The 18331-nt window shown below is 73.8% G+C and carries 17 protein-coding genes and 1 tRNA gene; 8 read left to right on the top strand and 10 right to left on the bottom strand.

All coding sequences use genetic code 11. The features are described 5' to 3' along the window. Positions 1 to 13 precede the first annotated feature (13 nt). Both ACGF15_RS01225 and ACGF15_RS01220 read right to left on the bottom strand, forming a co-directional pair. Positions 14 to 934, bottom strand: a complete 921-nt coding sequence (locus ACGF15_RS01225) for a DMT family transporter (RefSeq protein WP_392796519.1) — start codon at positions 932 to 934, stop codon at positions 14 to 16. Further along, positions 931 to 1641 (bottom strand): phosphatase PAP2 family protein, encoded by a 711-nt coding sequence (locus ACGF15_RS01220; protein ID WP_392796518.1) that lies wholly within the window; start codon positions 1639 to 1641, stop codon positions 931 to 933. Before ACGF15_RS01220 ends, ACGF15_RS01225 begins: the two co-directional genes overlap by 4 nt. Before the next feature lie 325 nt (positions 1642 to 1966). On the opposite strand from ACGF15_RS01220, the gene ACGF15_RS01215 reads away from it, so the two are divergent. Both ACGF15_RS01215 and ACGF15_RS01210 read left to right on the top strand, forming a co-directional pair. Continuing rightward, positions 1967 to 2596, top strand: a complete 630-nt coding sequence (locus ACGF15_RS01215) for a TetR/AcrR family transcriptional regulator (RefSeq protein WP_392796517.1) — start codon at positions 1967 to 1969, stop codon at positions 2594 to 2596. Positions 2597 to 2606: 10 nt separating this feature from the next. After that, the gene (locus ACGF15_RS01210; RefSeq protein ID WP_345608555.1) at positions 2607 to 2993 is read left to right on the top strand and encodes a DUF488 family protein; all 387 of its coding nucleotides are present in this window, start codon (positions 2607 to 2609) and stop codon (positions 2991 to 2993) included. A 173-nt stretch (positions 2994 to 3166) separates the two neighbouring features. Here ACGF15_RS01210 and ACGF15_RS01205 read toward each other — a convergent pair whose 3' ends face one another. Beyond that, on the bottom strand, positions 3167 to 3661 hold the full coding sequence (locus ACGF15_RS01205) for a DUF309 domain-containing protein (protein WP_392796516.1): 495 nt from the start codon (positions 3659 to 3661) through the stop codon (positions 3167 to 3169). Positions 3662 to 3793: 132 nt separating this feature from the next. On the opposite strand from ACGF15_RS01205, the gene ACGF15_RS01200 reads away from it, so the two are divergent. Together ACGF15_RS01200 and ACGF15_RS01195 are read left to right on the top strand one after the other, a co-directional pair. Further along, a tRNA-Pro gene (locus ACGF15_RS01200) sits at positions 3794 to 3867 on the top strand. Between the two features lie 769 nt (positions 3868 to 4636). After that, positions 4637 to 5173: a hypothetical protein gene (locus ACGF15_RS01195; RefSeq protein WP_392796515.1), complete on the top strand. Its 537-nt coding sequence runs from the start codon at positions 4637 to 4639 to the stop codon at positions 5171 to 5173. Between the two features lie 68 nt (positions 5174 to 5241). Here ACGF15_RS01195 and ACGF15_RS01190 read toward each other — a convergent pair whose 3' ends face one another. The 7 genes from ACGF15_RS01190 to ACGF15_RS01160 form a co-directional block, all read right to left on the bottom strand. Next, a complete protein-coding gene (locus ACGF15_RS01190) occupies positions 5242 to 5877 on the bottom strand; it encodes an SMI1/KNR4 family protein (RefSeq protein ID WP_392796514.1) in 636 nt (211 codons plus the stop codon). Between the two features lie 264 nt (positions 5878 to 6141). Beyond that, complete coding sequence (locus ACGF15_RS01185; RefSeq protein ID WP_392796513.1) at positions 6142 to 7851, bottom strand: amidohydrolase; 1710 nt, start codon at positions 7849 to 7851, stop codon at positions 6142 to 6144. A gap of 107 nt (positions 7852 to 7958) precedes the next feature. After that, positions 7959 to 9020, bottom strand: coding sequence for an alpha/beta hydrolase (locus ACGF15_RS01180; protein ID WP_392796512.1), 1062 nt, complete (start codon positions 9018 to 9020; stop codon positions 7959 to 7961). Then, positions 9017 to 10087: a phosphotriesterase gene (locus ACGF15_RS01175; protein ID WP_392796511.1), complete on the bottom strand. Its 1071-nt coding sequence runs from the start codon at positions 10085 to 10087 to the stop codon at positions 9017 to 9019. Before ACGF15_RS01175 ends, ACGF15_RS01180 begins: the two co-directional genes overlap by 4 nt. Further along, a complete protein-coding gene (locus tag ACGF15_RS01170; protein ID WP_392796510.1) occupies positions 10084 to 11202 on the bottom strand; it encodes a phosphotriesterase in 1119 nt (372 codons plus the stop codon). Before ACGF15_RS01170 ends, ACGF15_RS01175 begins: the two co-directional genes overlap by 4 nt. A 123-nt stretch (positions 11203 to 11325) precedes the next feature. After that, entirely contained in the window at positions 11326 to 12000 is a 675-nt protein-coding gene (locus tag ACGF15_RS01165; RefSeq protein ID WP_345608544.1) for a GntR family transcriptional regulator, read from the bottom strand. 61 nt (positions 12001 to 12061) lie between these two features. After that, on the bottom strand, positions 12062 to 12802 hold the full coding sequence (locus ACGF15_RS01160) for an alpha/beta fold hydrolase (protein ID WP_392796509.1): 741 nt from the start codon (positions 12800 to 12802) through the stop codon (positions 12062 to 12064). Between the two features lie 262 nt (positions 12803 to 13064). On the opposite strand from ACGF15_RS01160, the gene ACGF15_RS01155 reads away from it, so the two are divergent. Genes ACGF15_RS01155 through hpaD form a run of 4 tightly spaced genes read left to right on the top strand, consistent with a single transcriptional unit; the run spans position 13065 to position 18027 of the window. Further along, positions 13065 to 14504 (top strand): fumarylacetoacetate hydrolase family protein, encoded by a 1440-nt coding sequence (locus ACGF15_RS01155; protein ID WP_345608540.1) that lies wholly within the window; start codon positions 13065 to 13067, stop codon positions 14502 to 14504. 34 nt (positions 14505 to 14538) lie between these two features. After that, positions 14539 to 15459, top strand: coding sequence for a 4-hydroxy-tetrahydrodipicolinate synthase (gene dapA / locus ACGF15_RS01150; RefSeq protein WP_392796508.1), 921 nt, complete (start codon positions 14539 to 14541; stop codon positions 15457 to 15459). 22 nt (positions 15460 to 15481) lie between these two features. Beyond that, on the top strand, positions 15482 to 16981 hold the full coding sequence (gene hpaE, locus ACGF15_RS01145) for a 5-carboxymethyl-2-hydroxymuconate semialdehyde dehydrogenase (RefSeq protein ID WP_345608536.1): 1500 nt from the start codon (positions 15482 to 15484) through the stop codon (positions 16979 to 16981). A gap of 20 nt (positions 16982 to 17001) precedes the next feature. Further along, positions 17002 to 18027 carry a 3,4-dihydroxyphenylacetate 2,3-dioxygenase gene (gene hpaD / locus ACGF15_RS01140; RefSeq protein ID WP_345608534.1) on the top strand — a complete coding sequence of 342 codons (1026 nt, stop codon included), beginning with the start codon at positions 17002 to 17004 and terminating at the stop codon, positions 18025 to 18027. The last annotated feature ends 304 nt before the right edge of the window (positions 18028 to 18331 follow it).

Raw genomic sequence — 18331 nt, 5'->3', positions numbered from 1 at the left:
GCGCCGCACGGGGTCAGCCCGCCGCCACCGGGGGCGGCAGCGGCGGCGCCCCCGCGTCCCCGGAACGCGCCTCCCGGGCTCCTTCCGGCCGGGCGCCGGCCGGCGTGACGGCGGCCCGCGCGGTGCCGCGGGACAGCAGCACCACACCGCGCGCCGCCAGCGCCGCGGCGCCCGCCGCGACCAGCCAGCCCCAGGCGCCCATCCGGAAGGTCTCGCCGAGCAGGAGGACCCCGATCACCGCGGCCGCCGCCGGGTTCGCCAGGTTCACCACCGCGAGGGGGGCGGCCAGCCCGACCCGGTAGGCGGCCTGGGAGAGCAGCAGTCCGCCCGCCGCGAAGGCCGCCACGAGGGCCGCGACCAGCGCCGTGACCCACCACGCGGAGCCCGCCGCGCCGCCGGCCGCCACGGCGGCAGTCACGGTCTGGGTGAGCGCGGAGGCCACCCCGGAGGCGATGCCGGAGGCGGTGGCGTACCCGAGACCCCGGCCCCGGGCCAGTGCGGTGATCAGCAGCGCCGCCGCGGCCGCCACGCCGAGCGACTCCGCCGCGGACAGCGACTCGCCCGGCGGCGTCGGCCCCGTCACGGCGACCAGGGCGCCCAGGCCCGCGAGCGTCGCCAGCGCTCCGCGCCACTCGGTGCGGTGCACCCGGCGCCGGGCGTGCCGGGCCGCCAGGGGCAGCGCGGCGACCAGGGTCAGTGCACCCAGCGGCTGCACCAGGACCAGCGGACCGTGGTGCAGCGCGCCGACATGGGCGAGGGCCGCTGCGGCGTTGAGCCCGACGGCCCACCACCACAGGGGCCGCGCCGCGAGGGAGCGCAGCCCGCGGCGGCCGGGTGCGGTCGCGCGGGCCAGCCGCGACTGGGCGACGGCGGCGAGCGCGTACCCGGCGGCGGAGAGCAGCGAGAGCAGCACCGCGGTGACGATGCCGCTCATCGCGGCACCGCCTCGGGGGTCCGCCCCGGGGCGGTGCGGCGGGGCCCGGTGCGCACCGCCGCGCCCGTGGGGCGCGGGACCAGGGCCAGCGCCCCCGCCAGCAGCACCGCGGCGGCCACGGCGTCCAGCCAGTAGTGGTTGGCCGTGCCGACCACGACCAGCAGGGTCACCGCGGGGTGCAGCAGCCACAGCCCCCGCAGCCGCCCCCGGGTGACCGCGGTGAGGCCGATCGCCACCACCAGGGCCCAGCCCACGTGCAGCGAGGGCATCGCGGCGAACTGGTTCGCCAGCGGGTCGGCCTCCGGTGACGCCTGGTACACCGAGGGCCCGTACACCTGGGCGGTGTCGACCAGGCCGGCGGACGCGAGCATCCGCGGCGGCGCGAGCGGCACCAGCAGATGCAGGGCCAGCCCGGCCGCCGTGAGCACGGCGAGCGTGCGCCGCGCCCACAGGTAGTGCCCGGGCCGCTTCAGGTAGAGCCACCCCAGGAACAGCACCGTGGCAGGGAAGTGGACGGCCGCGTAGTAGGTGTTGGCGGCCCGGACGAGCGGCTCCGCGCCCAGCAGCACCTGCTGCACCAGGCCCTCGTCCGGAAGGTGCAGCGCCCGCTCGGCGCTCCACACGGCGTCGGCGTTGCGCAGGGCCCGGGCCTCGTGCCCGCCGGCGACCACCCGTCCCAGCTTGTAGACGAGGAAGAGCGCCGCCACCAGGGCGAGTTCACGGGCCAGGGGCGGCCTGCGAGGGGTCTGCGAGGGAGGTGCGGACGCCGGGCGCCGCGCGGGCCGCGTCCGGCTCCGCTGCCGTGGTGGTGCGGTGCCGGCATCGCCGGATATGCCAGGGGGCGTCCCGGCGGTCATGGCGGCCCCTTCGGTCGAGCGCGTCGGCAGCAATCGGGCGAAGCCTAGATCCCGGACGTATCGAGACGCAAACGTCTCGATACGCTTGCGTCTCGTTTCCTTCGGGGCTACGCTCGGCACTGCGGCCATGCCCGCCATGAGCCGTCCGGCACGCCCGAACCGGGGAGAGGGGCCCATGTCCACGCAGGCCGCCACGGCCGCCGCACGGCGCAGCCGCATCACACCCGAGCGCGAGCGCGAGCTGTACGCCGCCGTCCTCGACCTGCTGCGCGAGGGCGGCTACGAGGCCGTCACCATGGAGGGCGTCGCCGCGCGCACCCGCTGCGGCAAGGCGACCCTCTACCGCCAGTGGAAGACCAAGGCCCAGCTCGTCACCGCGGCTCTCGGCAGCAGCCGCTGCGCCTTCTTCGGCGGCATCGACACCGGCTCGCTCGCCGGCGACCTGCGCGAGGCCGCCCGCGTCGCCGGGGACCGCTCCCTGCGGGACCCCGAACTCATGGAGGCCGTCGGCCAGGCGTACCTCCAGTACCCCGAACTGCGCACCGCGCTGCGGGAGACGGTCATCGGCCCCGAGGTCGCCGCCCTCGACGGGATCCTCGCCCGGGCCGTCGCCCGCGGTGAACTCGCCGCGGACCACCCCGCCCTCGCCCATGTGGCGCCGTGCTTCCTCGGCATGCTCCGTGTGGAGGGCCTGTTCGAGGAGCGGTTCGGCGGCAGCGGCGGGCTGGCCGGCTTCGTCGACTCCGTCCTCCTCCCCGCACTGGGCACCCGCCCGCCGGGTGGCCCCGAGCGGCCGTCCCGGTGACCCTGGAGGCATGACGCCAGCCTCCGGCACCGTGAGGGTGCGCCGGATCTACGAAGCCCCCCGGGACGACGACGGACTGCGCGTCCTCGTCGACCGCCTCTGGCCGCGCGGACTCGCCAGAGGGCGTGCCGCCGTCGACCTCTGGCCGAAGGCCCTCACGCCCTCGACGGAGCTGCGCCGCTGGTACCACGGCCCGGACGCGGACGAGGAGGGCTTCCGCCGGCGCTACGAGGCCGAGCTGACCGCCCCCGAGGCCGCAAAGGCGCTGGAGGAGCTGCGGGCCAGGGCCGTCGAAGGCCCCCTGACCCTGCTCACGGCCGCGAAGGACCCGGCGGCCGCGCACGTCGCCGTCCTGCGCCGCCTGCTCGACCCCCGGCCCGGGCGGCACGCGGACTGAGTTGCGGCGCGCGGATTCAGCTCCGGCAAGCGGGAGGCGACAGGCGGCAGTCGGGATCCGGGAGCCGGGCCGAGGGCCCCGGACTTCCCGGCCTTCCGGACTTCCCGGACTCCCGGGACCCGCGGACCCGCGGGCCGCGCCGCCCGTGCGCGGCCGTCCGCCCCGGAGGGCGGCTACCCCTGTCCCGCCGTCAGCCGCGGCGACTCCGCCACCGGGTCCGCCGCGCCGTCGCCCGCCCGCTCCGCCAGGTCCTCGGCCCAGACCACCAGACCCGCCACGTCGATCCCGTGAGCCGGTCCCTGCGCCGCGATCCGCTCCGCCCCGCGGCGCAGGAGCCGCGCGCCACCGGTCGCGTTCCCCCGCGCCGCATGGGTGAGGCCGACGGCCAGCTGCGCGAGCCCGCGCCACAACTCCCGCTCCTCCTCCGGCCCCGACTTCCAGGCGTCCTCGAACACCTCGTGGGCGTGGAACGGCATCCCCGCGTCCAGCAGCCGCTGCGCCTCCGCCAGGGTCCCGGCCGGAGTGCGCAGCACTCCCTCGGGCTGCCGCGCCACCCCCGGCGCGCCGTAGGGGAGCGGCCGCCCCAGCCCGTCCCGCGGGCGGGCGTTGCGGGCCCGTCCCTCCGCGTCGCGGTCCCGCCGGGCGGTGCCGCCTCCTCGCTCGTCCATGCACCCAGTGTGGCGGACACCGTCCGCCGCGTGCGCGCGGTGCCGGGGACCGGCTGCAACGGGAGCCCCGCAGAGTGTTGTATGGTTCTCATGCACGTTCGGCCGGGGGAAACCCCAGGTCACAGCGGGCACCGGGACGTGGCGCAGCTTGGTAGCGCACTTGACTGGGGGTCAAGGGGTCGCAGGTTCAAATCCTGTCGTCCCGACTCGAGAGAGTCGTAGGTCAGAGGCCGCTTCGGAGTGATCCGAGGCGGCCTCTTGATCGTTTTTTGGGGACCAGTTGAGGATCAGCGCACTCGACTGGCCGAAGTGCACCCTGGTCTGATCGATGTGCCGGGGCGAGGGTGAACTGGACGTGGGGATCACGCGTTTCGGTGAGGTGCTGGCCGCGTACGACTTCGTGCCGAAGCCTGAGCATGACGAGGCTTCGTTGGCCGCTTGCGCCTCGGCGCTCGACGTATACGGAGCGGCGAAGCGCGTTCTGGTTGCCGCCCGCACCGCAGCCGAGGGGAACGTTGCCGTGCGACAGGCTCTGGCCGAGGGGGGTCAGGCGCTGGCAGATCTTGACGCCCGCAGGGAGGCCGACCGGTCCGACGGTGCGTCCCGCTCTGCTTCTTCGATACGAGACACGGTCCGTCCGTCACCGAAATACTGTGGGTCCCACCGGGCGGCGCGGCCCGGACGATCCCGGTGTGCGCAGCGGATGCGGTACGGCTGCAGGACGGCGACCTGTCGATCCTGACGGGGCAGGCCAGGCAAGGGCGGCAGCCCGAACGGTCCCGACCCACCAGACAGAAGAAGGGGCCTGTCGGAGGGGACGGACAAGGCGGTAGGCACATCGGGGACAGGACCAGGTGTGCCGAGCCGACCGACCGGCTTGCACAGAGCAGGGGGCTACATCTTCAGAGTCCCGGACCGATGGGGTTCGGGATCGACCGGAGCCCCGCCGCTCCGGCGGTGCTTGTCGTTCGGGCCGTGTCCTACGGCAAACGCCTGTCGACCACTCTGCAGCGGCTGCGTCGCGGAGCCAGAACTACCCGGCCCCGCGACGTGCTGCTCAAGGCCAGCGGCGACTTCACCGCACGGCTGCCGATCCCGATGGTCGACGGTGGCGAGGAATCAGTTCGGTGCCGTATCTCGAACGACGCTGTTGCGGGAGCACCGTTCGATCCGCTGGATTTCGACGTGGACAGAATTCCCCACTGGGAGGCGTGGCTGGAGTCTGTGGGCGGTTGCCGGAAGTTCACCACTTCGATCAGCGGCGAGGGCTGGGGCGTCGTCCGCTACACCGGCAGCAGGGCCACCGCCCGCCTCACCCGAGAAAGCCGCAGAGTTGAAGTCGTCATCGAGCGATTGAACTCCCGGTTCCAAGCCGTCGAGCAGTTGTGTCGCGGCCGCCGGTCGGTCAAAGACGGCGAGCTGATCATGCCCACCGAACCGGCATGGCGAGCGGTGCACTGTCAGGGCACCTGGAATCTGACCACCGACTCCGACCGGCCGGCGATCGCGTAGGCCGCAGGTCGGCTCATTCACCGAGCCTTTACCAACCTGGCTGATGAGCAGGTTGGCGAGCCCTTTGGTCAGGGTGCGGGCCACTGAAGAAAGTCCTGCACGAGCGGATCAGGCTCGCCCGTCTCGGGATCAAGGCCCGCAAGCCAGCGGCGCTGCTGCTCACGCCAGTGCACGAAAGGAGCAGTCGTACCCCAGAGGGAGGCGTCACCAAGAGGGCATACGTCGAACTCGGCTCGCATCATCTTGACCAGGAAGTCGACCATGCCGCAGTCGAAGAGTGCCCATCTGGAGCTGCCGCAACGGATCTGTCTACGCCAGGCCACCACCGGCCACTTGTTGGGGTCCGGGTCAAGCATCAGCCAGCCCAACTCGTTGGCGTTGCAGCCTGAGCCCCAGGGCAGAACGGCACTGCTGGCCGCCGTGATGCCGGGGACACCGCCCTCCCTGTCCCACAAGTCCTGAAATGTGGACTTGCTGTCCAGTATGCTCCCAGGATCCCACTGCAGGTAGTCGACGGGCACAGGTCCCAGGATTCCGAGTTCGCCTATATCACCCGCGCCATAGACGGACATGAAGGCTCGGTAATCGCTCGGGAGACGAGTACCCAGCACCTGCTCCGCTGCCAGCCAGTCCACGTGCTCATCAGCCCCGTGCTGCGGGGGGACAAGACTGAGCAGCGCCTGCAAAGAGTTCTGTGCGGGCACGGCGCTCCCTCGATCGGCGTCAGAGGCTCACCGTAGCTGCATGCACTGACAAGTCCCACGCCACACCCGTCCAACAGTGAGCCCTTGCCAAGCTGAAGGCGGAGCTCGGTAGTTGGACCGACAACGTGGTGAAGCCCCTGGTAGATGGGTTTTCAACCAAGACCGCCTCCAATCGCTTCGAACCGGCCCTCGGCCGTTCCCGGCCGCCGTAGCCCCGCCGCGCCCGCAGGCCGTCTGCAGCGCATACCACCCCGGCGCGAGGGCTCAGCGGGAAGACGCCCGGCGGTCGAACACGATCCGGCCGTCGAGGAGCGTGAGGTCGATCGGCAGGTCGGGGATGTCGTGCGGGTCCGTCGCGCGCAGGTCGCCGCCGAGGACGCACAGGTCGGCGACCTTGCCCGCCTCGATGCTGCCCTTCCAGGCCTCGGCGAAGTCCTGCCGGGCGGGGTTGGCCGTGTAGGCGCGCAGGGCCGTCTCCAGCGCCACCCGCTGGTCGGGTCCGCTCACCCGGCCCGTCGCCTTGGACTCGCGCAGCAGCATGGCCGCGACGCCGCGGCGCCAGTTCGGGGCGGTGATGGGGGCGTCCGAGCCCACGCAGACGGGGATGCCCTCCTCGACCGCGGAGCGCACCGGCCACTGGTAGGCGGACCGCTCGCTGCCGACGATGTCGTCCATCAGGTCCGCGATCGTCCACTTGATGGCGGGGTTCATGTTGATGCCGTAGCCGTGGGCGGCCAGTCTCGCCAGGCTCTGCGCGGAGGCGAAGTCACCGTGGATCACATAGTGGCGGGCATCGGGACGCGGATGGGCGCGCTGGGCGGCGACGAGGGCGTCGACCACCGCGTCGATGGCCCGGTCGCCGGTGACGTGCACGCCCAGCTGATGACCGGCCGCATGGGCGACGCGGATCATCTCGGCGAGTTCGGCCTCCTTCAGGGCGGCGTCCGCTCCGTGCACGCACAGCGCCCCGTGGCCGCCGTCCGCGTACGGCTCGTGCATCCAGGCGGTCTCGTTCGGCGGCACACCGTCGGCGAACACCTTGACGCCGATGACGGCCAGCCTCTCCGCGGGCACGTCCCCGGGCACGCCGAGCCCCTCCAGGCCGGCCGTCAGGTCGGCGGCCGAGCCGCCCATCGGAGCGGGCAGCAGCAGCACCCGCACCCGGCAGCCCAGTTCGCCCGCCCGGGCCAGTTCGACGTAGGCGTCGAGCGTCGCGGTGCCCAGGCCGCCGCCGAGGATCTCCGTACCGCCGGGGCCGAGTCCCGGCTCGGTGTAGCTGGTGATGCCCTCGGCGTGCAGTGCGGCGACCGCGCTCCGGATCGCCTGCTTGCGCTGCTCCACGCTCGCGGGCGGCACCATCGCCTGCACGAGCGCCTGTGCCGTCTCCTTGAGGATGCCCGTGGGCTCGCCCGCCGCGTCGGTCTCGATCACACCGCCCGCGGGGGCCTGCGTGCCGCGGGCGACGCCCGCCCGGGCCAGGGCCGCGGAGTTGGCCCACACCATATGACCGGAGAAGTCGGTCAGGCAGACCGGATGGCCGGGGGCGGCGGCGTCCAGGTCGGTGCGGTGCGGGCGGCGGGAGGGATCGGAGAGGCATTCCGACAGGTAGCCGACGTCCCAGCCCAGGCCCGTGATCCACTCCCCGGCGGGCACGGCTGCCGCGGCCCGCCGCACCGCCTGTGCGATGTCGGCGATCGACTCGACCGCCGGATGGCCGAGGTCCAGGGCGAAGGGCGGCCGGGTCAGCGCCCAGGCGGCGCCGTGCAGGTGGGAGTCGTTGATGCCCGGCAGCACGGTCCGGCCGGCCAGGTCGATCCGCCGGGTCCCGGGCCCGGCGAGCGCCGTGATCTCCGCGTCGCCGCCCACGGCGAGGATCCGGCCGTCGCGCACGGCGACCGCCTGTGCGACGGAGAAGGCGTCGTCGACGGTCAGGACGTCGCCGCCGGTGAGGATGAGGTCCGCTGTCCGAGGCATCGTGCCCCCTTCGGCTGAGGTGGGGAATGGTGTGGGGCGTCGGGAGGTGGCGGGCTGCCCGTCGCGGGCAGGTCCCGGCCCGGCGTCCGCGCCCTGCGGTCGGCGCCTCACAGGCCGAGCACCCGGCGCAGCCAGGAGCGGCGCGCCGCCAGGGCTGCCCGGGTGATCTCGTGGTCCGGGGCGAACACGTCGAATCCGTGGAACGCGCCCTGCCAGATGTGCAGTTCGGCCTGGCCTCCGGCCGCCCAGATGCGGGAGGCGTACGCCACGTCCTCGTCGCGGAACAGCTCGGCGCTGCCCGCCTCGACGAACGCGGGCGGAAGGCCGGAGAGGTCGAGGGCGCGGGCGGGCGCGGCGTAGGGGGACACCTCGGCCGAGGGGTCGCCGGCCCGGTCGCCGAGAAGCGCCTGCCAGGCGAGGAGGTTGGCGTCGCGCTGCCATGGGCCCCTGCCGTCGTACTGGTGGCTGGAGACCGTGGTGTTGAGGTCGTCCAGCATCGGGCACAGGAGCAGCTGCCCGGCGAGGGGCGGCCCCTGACGGTCACGGGCCAGCAGGGCGACGCCCGCCGCGAGGCCGCCCCCGGCGCTGCCGCCCATCACGGCGATGCGGTCGGGGTCGACGCCGAGTTCCGCCGCGTGCCGCCACATCCACCGCACCCCGGCGTAGCAGTCCTCCACCGGTGCGGGATCGGGATGCTCGGGTGCGAGGCGGTACTCGACGCTGACGGCCACGACCCCCAGTTCCTCGACGAGGTCGGCCAGCCGCGGTACGTCCTGGTGGCGGTCGCCGCTGATCATGCCGCCGCCGTGGATGCTGAACAGCCCCGGGACGGGCGGGGTGTGCCGCCGCGGGCGCAGCACGGTGACCTCCAGCGGCGGGGCGCCGTCGGGGCCGGGGACGGAGCGCTCCTCGACGTCGATCCCGCGGTCGCCGACGCTCTCGGCGACCGACGGGGCGGGTCCGTTCGCCACCGAGGCGCGGATCGCGGCGACGGTTCCGGGGGAGGCGGCGTCCCCTTCGCCGCGGGGCAGGGCGTCGAGCACGGCGGCGAGTGCCGGGTCGAAGGGGACGGGGGCGGCGTGCATGGCTGCTCCTTCGGGGCGGTCGTGGCGGTCGTGGCGGTTGCGGCCGTCGGGCGCGATCGGCTGTGTCTGCTCGCCGGTGGTCACCGCGGTGCCGCGAAGGTGAGCGCCCGGGCCGGGTTGTCGACCATGACGGCACGCAGGGCCTCCTCGCCGACGCCGAGCCGGCGCAGGGCGGGCAGGAAGTGCCGCGGGATGTAGTCGTACCCCTGTCCGCCGTACTTCTTGAGCTGGATCTTCTGGCACACGTCGTGACCGAGCAGGATCTGCTCCCCATGGCCCTGCTCGACGAGCGCGGCGATGCCGCGCGCGGTCGTGTGGTCGCCGGTGAGGAAGAGGTGCCCCCAGGGGCTGCCGGGCGAGGCGAGGAAGTCGAACTCCACGAAGACGCCCCGGGCGAGGACGCGCCTGCCCAGTGCGGGGTCCGACAGCAGCTCTCCGGCGTGGCCGAGGACGATGCTCGACGGGGCGACGCCCTCCTCGGCGAGCACGTCGAGCACCCGGAGCTTGTCCTCGCCCACCCCGCCGACGTGGAGGGTGACCGGGGCACCCGTCACCCTGCTCGCGCGGCCCGCGGCGCGGACGCTCTTGAGTTCGCCGCCGGTCAGCGGTGCCGATTCCGCGCCGATCTCGCCGATGATGCCGGAGCGGATGCCGGTGCCGTCCACGCCGAGCACCGTGTCCCGCACGATCGTGTCGGCCAGGTCGTCGACGCTGCGGGTGTGCATGTCCTGCGGATGGAAGGCGGGCGTGTACCAGCCGCCTCCCATGACGACGGCGAGACCGGTGGCGAGGGAGAGCCGGCGCAGGGCGAGGGGGTCCCGGCCGAGGCCGATGGGGGAGACCTCGACCAGGGTGCGCCCCCCGCTCCGGGCGAAGGCGAGGACCTCGTCCAGCATCTCGTCGAAGTCGCCCAGCACGTCGTTGTCGGCGTTCGGGTGGCCCTGCCGGGTGCGGGCGAGGGTGGCGAGGGTCAGCGGCTGTGCCGCCTCGGGCGAGTCCTCGCCGGGGCGGTGGAAGCGGGGCGGTCGCCGCAGGTCCACGAAGACGTGCTCGTGCATGAGGGTCTGACCGAGCGTGGACGGGTCCACCGGGCCCGTGACGGTCAGGGCGCTGCCGCGGAGGTCGGGGATGGGGAAGGGGTAGCGGCTCACGAGGCGGTCCTTCGGTCCGGGAGGGTGAGCAGCCGTGCGGGGTTGCGCACCGTGAGGGTCTCGACGAGGGCGTCGTCGGCGCCGAGCATCCGCAGGTAGGGGACGAACTGCCCGAGGACGAAGCCGTAGCCGCCCCCGCCGTGGGCGAGCAGCCGCGACTTGGCGCCGACGTCCTGCGAGAGCAGGATCCGCTTGGCGTGTCCCCGGCGGGCCAGTTCGAGCACGGCGGCCGCGACGTCCTGGTCGTCGTTGGTGCTGAGCACCGTGGGCAGGCGTCCGAGCTGGTCGAACTGGACGAACACGCCCCGCTCCAGCAGGGGTTCGAGGGCGTCGGGGTCCGGGGACAGCGTGTCGCAGCGTCCGAGCGCGACGCGCCGCAGGTCCGCTCCCTCCTCGGCGAGCAGGTCGAGCACCCGCCGCTGGGTGCCGGGGTCGGGGGAGCGGCAGAGGGAGATCGCGCTCCCGGTGGCCGCCGATGCCCGGGCCGCCGCGACCAGGACGGCGCGCTGGGCGGGGCTGCGGGGGTCGAGGGCCGGGATCTCGCCGATGACGCCCGCACGCACCCCGTCCACACCCTCGGTGAGGTCGCGGACGATCTCCTCGGTGAGGGTCTCGGCCGAGAGGGCTTCGGACGCGGGGCGCCACGCGGGGTGGAACCTGCCCGAGCCCATGACGACGGAGAGCCCCGTCGCCTCGGAGATCCGGCGCAGTGCCGCCGGGTCCCGGCCGAGGTCGGGTGTCGTGAGGTCCACCAGCGTGCTGCCGCCCGCCCGCCCGAACGCGGCGGCCTCGTCGGTGGCGAGGCGCTCGTCGCCGAGCAGCAGGTCGTCCCGGTTGGGGGCGCCCAGGGTGATCTCGCCGAGAAGGTCCATGCCCAGGGGCGCCTCGTAGCGGGCGCGGGGGTCGCCGTCCGCGGGGCGCTCCCTGCCCAGGGCGCGCCATGCCCCGGGGGTGTCGACCGGCGGTGCGAAGGAGGACAGGAGGTGTTCGTGGGGCATGACCGGGCCGAGTGCGTCCGGCGGGACCTCCCCGGTGACGGTGAGGACCCTGCCCCCGGGTGCCGGTGCGGAAGTGGGCGCGCCGGCCGGGTCCGCGGTCGATTCGGTAGGGGTCATACGGCCCACGCTAACAGATGAGATATGGCATCGTATACGATTGATGAGGTCGGATTTCCCCCTTTCCCGGCGCCCGCCGCAGGCAAGGCGCCCCCGCGCCGGGCGGCCGCCCGGCGCGGCGGGTTACGAGGCGGGCCTGGCCCGGCGCAGCGCGTCCGCGGTCGCGACCTTGTGGGCGCAGGCGACCCGTTCGACCTCCGCCGGATCCGCATGCGCCTCGACGAGCTCCAGCAGCCGCTCGTGCTCCGCCACGGAGAGCCGGGCCCGCCCCGGCACGTGGCTGAACGTCGAACGGCGCATGTGGTCCAGCCGCGCCCACTCCGCCTCCAGCAGCGCGACCAGGTGGGCGTCCGGGCAGTGGGCGTAGAGGGAGAAGTGGAACTCCCGGTTGAGTGCGGTGAAGGAGGCGGGGTCGAAGTCCTCCAGGGCCTTCGCCATCCGGGTGTTGATCCTCCGGGAGCGCTCGACGTCCTCCGCCTGCATGCGCGGTGCGGAGATCGCGGTGGCGTAGCCCTCCAGGCGGGCCAGGACCTGCAGGGAGTGCTCCACCTGCGCGGCGTCGAAGACCGCCACCCGTGCGCCGATGTTGCGGACGACCTCGACGAGCCCGTCGGACTGCAGACGGCGCAGCGCCTCGCGCAGGGGGATCGTGCTGACCCCGGTCTCCCGTGCGAGCTGGCTGAGCACCAGCCGGTACCCCGGACCGTAGCTCCCGTCGAGGATGCGCGAACGCAGCAGCTCGTAGCTGGCCTCCGCCTTCGACCCCGTGGTGCGGGCGTGCTTCTCCGTGGCGCTCATAGGTGTTCCCCTACCCCGGGCCGGGCGGCCGCAGCCCGGGCCCGGCCGTGTACTCGTGCGCTCACCGCGCAAGGACTTCCAGGACTGTACGGCGGAACGCCTCGCCGGTGAGAACTCCCTGGTGGTCGCCGGGCACCGTGAGCAGCTCACAGCCGTCGACCAGGTCGGCGACCCGCTCGATGCCGCGGGTCATCGCGTCGCGGTCCCCGACGACGAGGACCGGCGGGACACCGCCGGTCCAGGAGCGCGGTGCGAAGGGCGTCTCGCGCAGCCCCTCCACGCACAGCGCGAGTCCGGCGGCCCGGTCCCCGTGGGCGCGCACCATCCCGGCGACGGCCGAGGTCAGCGGGTCGGCGGGCTCCGTGCCCTCGGCCACCGCGCGGTGGAGCGCCGCCGTGTCCACGGCCGCGAAGGGCTCGGCGGGGACGAGCCCGCCGAGCAGGGCGCGCCGCAGCCGGCCCGGGGTCGCCGAGGGGAGTTCCCAGGTCAGCCTTGCGCCCAGGGAGTACCCGACCGCGTCGTAGGACGCGGCGCCCGCCTCGTCCAGCACGGCGACGAGGTCCTCGACATGGGCCGCGACACCGGCCTCGCGGGCCGAGGACAGGGCCGGGCTGTCCCCGTGGCCCCGCAGGTCGGGCACGAGCACCGGGCGCCCGGCCCGGGCCAGGGCCTGGGCGATCCCGGTCTCCACCCAGTCCCGGTGACCGGTGGAGCCGAAGCCGTGCACCAGCAGCACGGGCAGCCCCGCGGGGGCCGGGCCCGGCGCGAACGTGCGGACGGCCAGACCGGTTCGACTCTGCATCTCCCACACCTCTCGAAACGCATTTCATATACGATTTGCTATCACCTTAGGGTTCCCGGCGCTCCGTCCAAGCCGCCCCCCGGGGGCGGGCTCCACCCTTCCGCATCGCGCACATCATCGTATACGATTCGTGATACGAGGTGGCCCGGGGTCCGGAGGGCCGCCGCCGTCCGCGCCCCGGGTTTCCCGGGGCCGCCGACCGGTGCCGCCCCTCCCCCCCCCGCTCGCGCCCCGATGTCGCCCACGCCCAGGGAGAACTCCCATGCCGCATCCGCTGGGGACCCAGCCTTCGAAGATCATCGCCGTCCACCTCAACTACCCGTGCCGCGCAGGGGAGCGCGGACGCGTCCCCGACCAGCCGTCCTACTTCCTCAAGCCGCCCTCCTCGCTGTCCGGCAGCGGCGACCCCCTCGTCCGCCCCCGGGGCTGCGAACTCATGTCCTTCGAGGGCGAGATCGCCCTCGTCATCGGCCGCCGCGCGCAGCGGGTCGCACCGGAGCGCGGGTGGGACCACGTCGCCTGGGTGACGGCGGCGAACGACGCCGGCGCCTACGACCTCAGACACGCCGACCGCGGATCGAACCTCAGGTCGAAGGGGGCCGACGGCTTCACCCCCCTCGGCCCCCGCCTGCTGGACGCCGCCGGACTCGACCCGGCCGCCCTGCGACTGCGGACCTGGGTCAACGGCGAGCTGGTCCAGGACGCCGACACCTCCACCCTGCTGTTCCCCTTCGGAGACCTGATCGCCGACCTCTCGCGCCTGGTCACCCTGGAGCCGGGTGACGTCATCCTCACCGGGACCCCGGCGGGCGCCTCGGTGGTCTCACCCGGCGACACGGTCGAGGTGGAGGTCTCCGGCCCGGACGGGCGCACCGGCGGCCGACTCGCCAACACGGTGACCGAGTCCGCCCACACCCTGGCGGCCTGGGGCGCCATGCCCCGCGCCGACGCCGCACTGCGCGCCGACGCCTGGGGCCCCGGGCGAGCGGACGAGCCCGGTCCGGCCCTCGACGCCCGCCTGGCCGACCGGTTGCGCGCTCTGGCCACCGCCACGCTCAGCTCCCAGCTGCGCAGGCGCGGGCTGCACCACATGACGATCGACGGCGTACGCCCCACCGACCCGGGCGCCACGCTGGTCGGCACCGCGCACACCCTGCGCTACCTGCCGCTGCGGGAGGACCTCTTCAAGCGGTTCGGCAACGGCATGAACGCGCAGAAGCGGGCCGTCGAGGAACTGCGCCCCGGCCAGGTGCTGGTGATGGACGCCCGGCGCGACACCACGGCCGGCACCATCGGGGACATCCTGGCACTCCGCGCCCAGGTCAGGGGCGCCGCCGGAATCGTCACGGACGGCGGCCTGCGCGACAGCGCGGCCGTCGCCGCTCTCGGCCTGCCCACCTACCACGCCGCCGAGCACCCCGCGGTCCTCGGGCGCCGGCACGTCCCCTGGGACACCGGTGTCCCCATCGCCTGCGGCGGGGCGCTCGTCCAGCCCGGCGACATCCTCGTCGGCGACGCGGACGGCGTCGTCGTCGTCCCTCCCGACCTGGCAGAAGAACTCGCCGCCGACTGCGCCGAGCAGGAATCGCAGGAGCGGTTCATCGCCGAGCAGGTGCGGGCGGGCGAACCGATCCAGGGCCTGTACCCGCTCGGGCCCACCTGGCGGGCCGCCTACGAGCGGTGGCGCGAAGCCCGGCCATGACCCCGTCCGCACCCATCCACCCACGGAGCACCCCATGAAGTTCCGCACCGACCCCGCCACCATCCGCGGGTCCATCGCCCCCGTCGTCACCCCGTTCACCGGGAACGGCGCGGTCGACCACGACAGCCTGCGCGGCCTGGTCCGCTGGCAGCTGGAATCCGGCTCGCACGGCATCTCACTGGGCGGTTCGACCGGCGAGCCGTCCGCGCAGACCACGGCCGAGCGCATCGCCGCCATGCGCACCGCGGCGGACGAGATAGCGGACCGGGTGCCGTTCCTGCCCGGCACCGGCTCGCACAAGCTGGACGAGACGCTGGAGATCACCGCCGCCGCCCGGGACCTCGGCGCGGACGCGGCCCTGGTCATCACCCCCTACTACGCACGCCCCACCCAGGAGGCGCTGTACCGCTGGTACGCCACGGTGGCCCGCGAGTTCCCCGACCTGCCGATCGTCGCCTACAACGTGCCCTCCCGCACCGCCGTCGACATCGCGCCGGAGACCGTGCGGCGGCTGTTCACCGACTTCGACAACTTCGTCGGCGTCAAGGAGACCACCAAGGACTTCGAGCACTTCTCCCGTGTCCTGCACGCCTGCGGCCGCGACCTCCTGGTGTGGTCCGGCATCGAACTGCTGTGCCTTCCGCTGCTCGCCCTCGGCGGCGCCGGCTTCGTCTCCGCTGTCGCCAACCTCGCACCGACCGCGGTGGCCCGCATGTACGAGCTCTGGGAGGCCGGCGAGTTCGACGCGGCACGCGACCTCCACTACCGGCTCCACCCGCTCGTCGACCTCCTGTTCGTCGAGACCAACCCCGCCCCCGCCAAGTGGGTCCTCGCACAGCAGGGCCGGATCTCCTCCCCGCACGTGCGTCCCCCGCTCACCCCGCCCACCGAGGACGGACTCGCCCGCATCCGCGCACTGCTCGCCGAGGGCGGCGACCTCACCCGGCAGCTCTGACCCAGGAACGAAGAGAGGCACCATGTCCACACCCCTGACCCCGGGGCGCCCCGACGCCCTGCCCGAGGAGATCCGCCACTGGATCGGCGGCGAACTCCTCCCCAGCGCAGACGGCCGGACCTTCCCCGTGGCCGACCCCGTCTCCAACGCCCCCTACGCCGAGGCCGCCGCCGGCGGCCCCGGCGACGTCGACCGCGCGGTCCGTGCGGCCGAGGCCGCCTTCCCCGCCTGGTCCCGGCTCGGCAACCGGGAGCGCGCCCGCATCCTCCACCGGATCGCGGACGCCGTCGAGGCGCGCGAGGAGCGCCTGGCCGCACTGGAGACCTTCGACTCCGGCCTGCCCGTCACCCAGGCCAGAGGCCAGGCCAGGCGGGCCGCCGAGAACTTCCGCTACTTCGCCGACGTCGTCGTCGCGCTCGGTGAGGAGGCGTTCCGGGTCGGCGAGCAGCAGATCAACTACGTGGTCCGGAGCCCCGTCGGCGTCGCCGGGCTCATCACCCCCTGGAACACCCCGTTCATGCTGGAGAGCTGGAAGCTGGCCCCCGCCCTGGCCGCCGGCTGCACGCTCGTCCTCAAGCCCGCCGAGTGGACCCCGCTGTCCGCGAGCCTGTGGCCGGAGATCCTCGACGAGGCCGGGGTGCCCGCCGGTGTGGTGAACATCGTGCACGGCATCGGCGAGGAGGCCGGGCAGGCCCTGGTGGACCACCCGGGGGTGCCGCTGATCTCCTTCACCGGTTCCACCGACACCGGCCGGCACATCGTCCGCTGCTCCGCGGAGCACCTGAAGACCACCTCCATGGAGCTGGGCGGCAAGTCCCCGGTGGTGGTCTTCGCCGACGCGGACCTCGAGGCGGCCCTGGACTCGGTCGTCTTCGGCGTCTTCTCGCTCAACGGCGAACGCTGCACCGCCGGCTCCCGCGTGCTGGTGGAGCGCCCCGTCTACGAGGAGTTCACCCGCCGCCTGGCCGAACGCGCCGAGAACGTCCGGGTCGGCCCGCCCGCCGACCCGGCCACCGAGGTGGGCGCCCTGGTCCACGCCGAGCACTACGCACGGGTGATGGAGTACGTGGGGATCGGGCGGCAGGAGGCGAGGCTGGCGGCCGGCGGCGCACGTCCCCACCACCTGCCCGAGGGCAACTACCTGCAGCCCACCGTCTTCGCCGACGTGCCCCGCGACGCACGGATCTTCCAGGAGGAGATCTTCGGCCCGGTGGTCGCGGTGGCCCCCTTCGACGACGAGGCCGAGGCCGTGGACCTGGCGAACTCCACCGAGTACGGGCTCGCGGCCTACGTGTGGACCTCCGACCTCACGCGGGGGCACCGGGTGGCGCACGCCGTCGAGTCCGGCATGGTGTGGATCAACTCCCACAACGTCCGCGACCTGCGCACTCCCTTCGGAGGCGTGAAGTCCTCCGGTCTCGGCCGCGAGGGCGGTGCGCATAGTATCGATTTCTACACCGAGTCGAAGATCGTGCATGTGATGCTCGGTGAGGCTCACGCGCCCCGCTTCGGCGCGGTCTGAACGTCAAGGAGCACCTGCCCATGAACACCCCTCCCGACGTCGTCCGCTCCGCCTACGCCCAGCTCGTCGTCACCGACCTGCACCGGGCCCGCTGGTTCTGGGGCGACATGCTCGGCTTCCACATCCAGTACGAGGACGACTCGCTGCTCTGCCTGCGCGGGACCGACGAGCTCACCCACCACTCCCTCGTCCTGCGCAAGGGGGAGACGGCGGCGCTGGACCACCTCTCCTACCGGGTCCGCACCGGCGAGGACGTCGACCGCGCCGAGCGGTACTTCCGGGCGCTCGGCCGGCCGGTGCGCCGCGTCCCCGCGGGCGAGGGGACCCCGGGGGTCGGCGACGCCGTCCGCGTGATCGACCCGCTCGGATTCCCCGTGGAGTTCTTCCACGACATCGACCGCGCGGAGCGCCTGATCCAGCGCTACGACCTGCGCCGGGGCGCCGAGATCGCGCGGCTGGACCACTTCAACATCTGCACCCCCGACATTCCCGCCGCCTACGAGCACTACAAGGCGCTCGGCTTCGGCTGCTCGGAGACGATCGAGGGCGACGAGCACGAGCTGTACGCGGCGTGGATGTACCGCAAGCAGACCGTCCACGACGTGGCCTTCACCGGTGGGGCGGGGCCCCGGCTGCACCATGTGGGGGTCGCCACCCACGAGTCCCACCAGGTGCTGCGCACGGCGGACCTCTTCGGGTCGCTGCGCCAGGAGCACCACATCGAGCGGGGCCCCGGCCGCCACGGTGTCTCCAACGCCTTCTACCTCTACCTGCGCGACCCCGACGGCCACCGGGTGGAGATCTACACCTCCGACTACTACACCGGCGACCCGGACCACGAGACCTACCGGTGGAACGTCCGCGACGACCGCCGCCGGGACTTCTGGGGCAACGCGGTGATCGAGTCCTGGTACAAGGAGGCGTCGCCGGTGCTCGACCTGGAGGGCCGCCCCCAGCCGGTCACCGCCTCGGCGCTGGACGAGTCGGCGGTGCAGGTCGGTGCCGACGGCCTCGGAATCGTCGACCCGGGAGCGCGGGACGCCTGACGCCCCCCGAGGCGGCCCGCGCCGCCGACCGAGGAGCCGGACGCCCACGCGTCCGGCTCCTCGATGTCCGTCTTCTCGTCCGGCTCCTGCGCGTGCGCGCCCCCGGCGCCGGGCTCTTCGCGTCGGTGCCGGACGGCATGGCGTCGCGCGATGCGGTGCCGGACGACATGGTGCGGCAGGGCATGGTGCCGGACGACATGGTGCGGCAGGACACGGCTCCGCACCACACAGGGCCGCACCACACAGGTCCCCACCACACGGCGCCCCACCACACAGGGCTGCACGACACAGGGCCGCCGCCGGC

This window comes from Streptomyces sp. NPDC048001, from assembly GCF_043203115.1.
GTDB lineage: Bacteria > Actinomycetota > Actinomycetes > Streptomycetales > Streptomycetaceae > Streptomyces > Streptomyces sanyensis.
This window is presented reverse-complemented; position numbering and strand designations above follow the sequence as displayed.

Bases quoted from the DNA above. Each gene is read 5' to 3' on its own strand.
- ACGF15_RS01225 (WP_392796519.1), bottom strand. From the start codon at position 934: ATGAGCGGCATCGTCACCGCGGTGCTGCTCTCGCTGCTCTCCGCCGCC.
- ACGF15_RS01215 (WP_392796517.1), top strand. From the start codon at position 1,967: ATGTCCACGCAGGCCGCCACGGCCGCCGCACGGCGCAGCCGCATCACA.
- ACGF15_RS01210 (WP_345608555.1), top strand. From the start codon at position 2,607: ATGACGCCAGCCTCCGGCACCGTGAGGGTGCGCCGGATCTACGAAGCC.
- ACGF15_RS01205 (WP_392796516.1), bottom strand. From the start codon at position 3,661: ATGGACGAGCGAGGAGGCGGCACCGCCCGGCGGGACCGCGACGCGGAG.
- ACGF15_RS01185 (WP_392796513.1), bottom strand. From the start codon at position 7,851: ATGCCTCGGACAGCGGACCTCATCCTCACCGGCGGCGACGTCCTGACC.
- ACGF15_RS01170 (WP_392796510.1), bottom strand. From the start codon at position 11,202: ATGACCCCTACCGAATCGACCGCGGACCCGGCCGGCGCGCCCACTTCC.
- ACGF15_RS01165 (WP_345608544.1), bottom strand. From the start codon at position 12,000: ATGAGCGCCACGGAGAAGCACGCCCGCACCACGGGGTCGAAGGCGGAG.
- ACGF15_RS01160 (WP_392796509.1), bottom strand. From the start codon at position 12,802: ATGCAGAGTCGAACCGGTCTGGCCGTCCGCACGTTCGCGCCGGGCCCG.
- ACGF15_RS01155 (WP_345608540.1), top strand. From the start codon at position 13,065: ATGCCGCATCCGCTGGGGACCCAGCCTTCGAAGATCATCGCCGTCCAC.
- dapA (WP_392796508.1), top strand. From the start codon at position 14,539: ATGAAGTTCCGCACCGACCCCGCCACCATCCGCGGGTCCATCGCCCCC.
- hpaE (WP_345608536.1), top strand. From the start codon at position 15,482: ATGTCCACACCCCTGACCCCGGGGCGCCCCGACGCCCTGCCCGAGGAG.
- hpaD (WP_345608534.1), top strand. From the start codon at position 17,002: ATGAACACCCCTCCCGACGTCGTCCGCTCCGCCTACGCCCAGCTCGTC.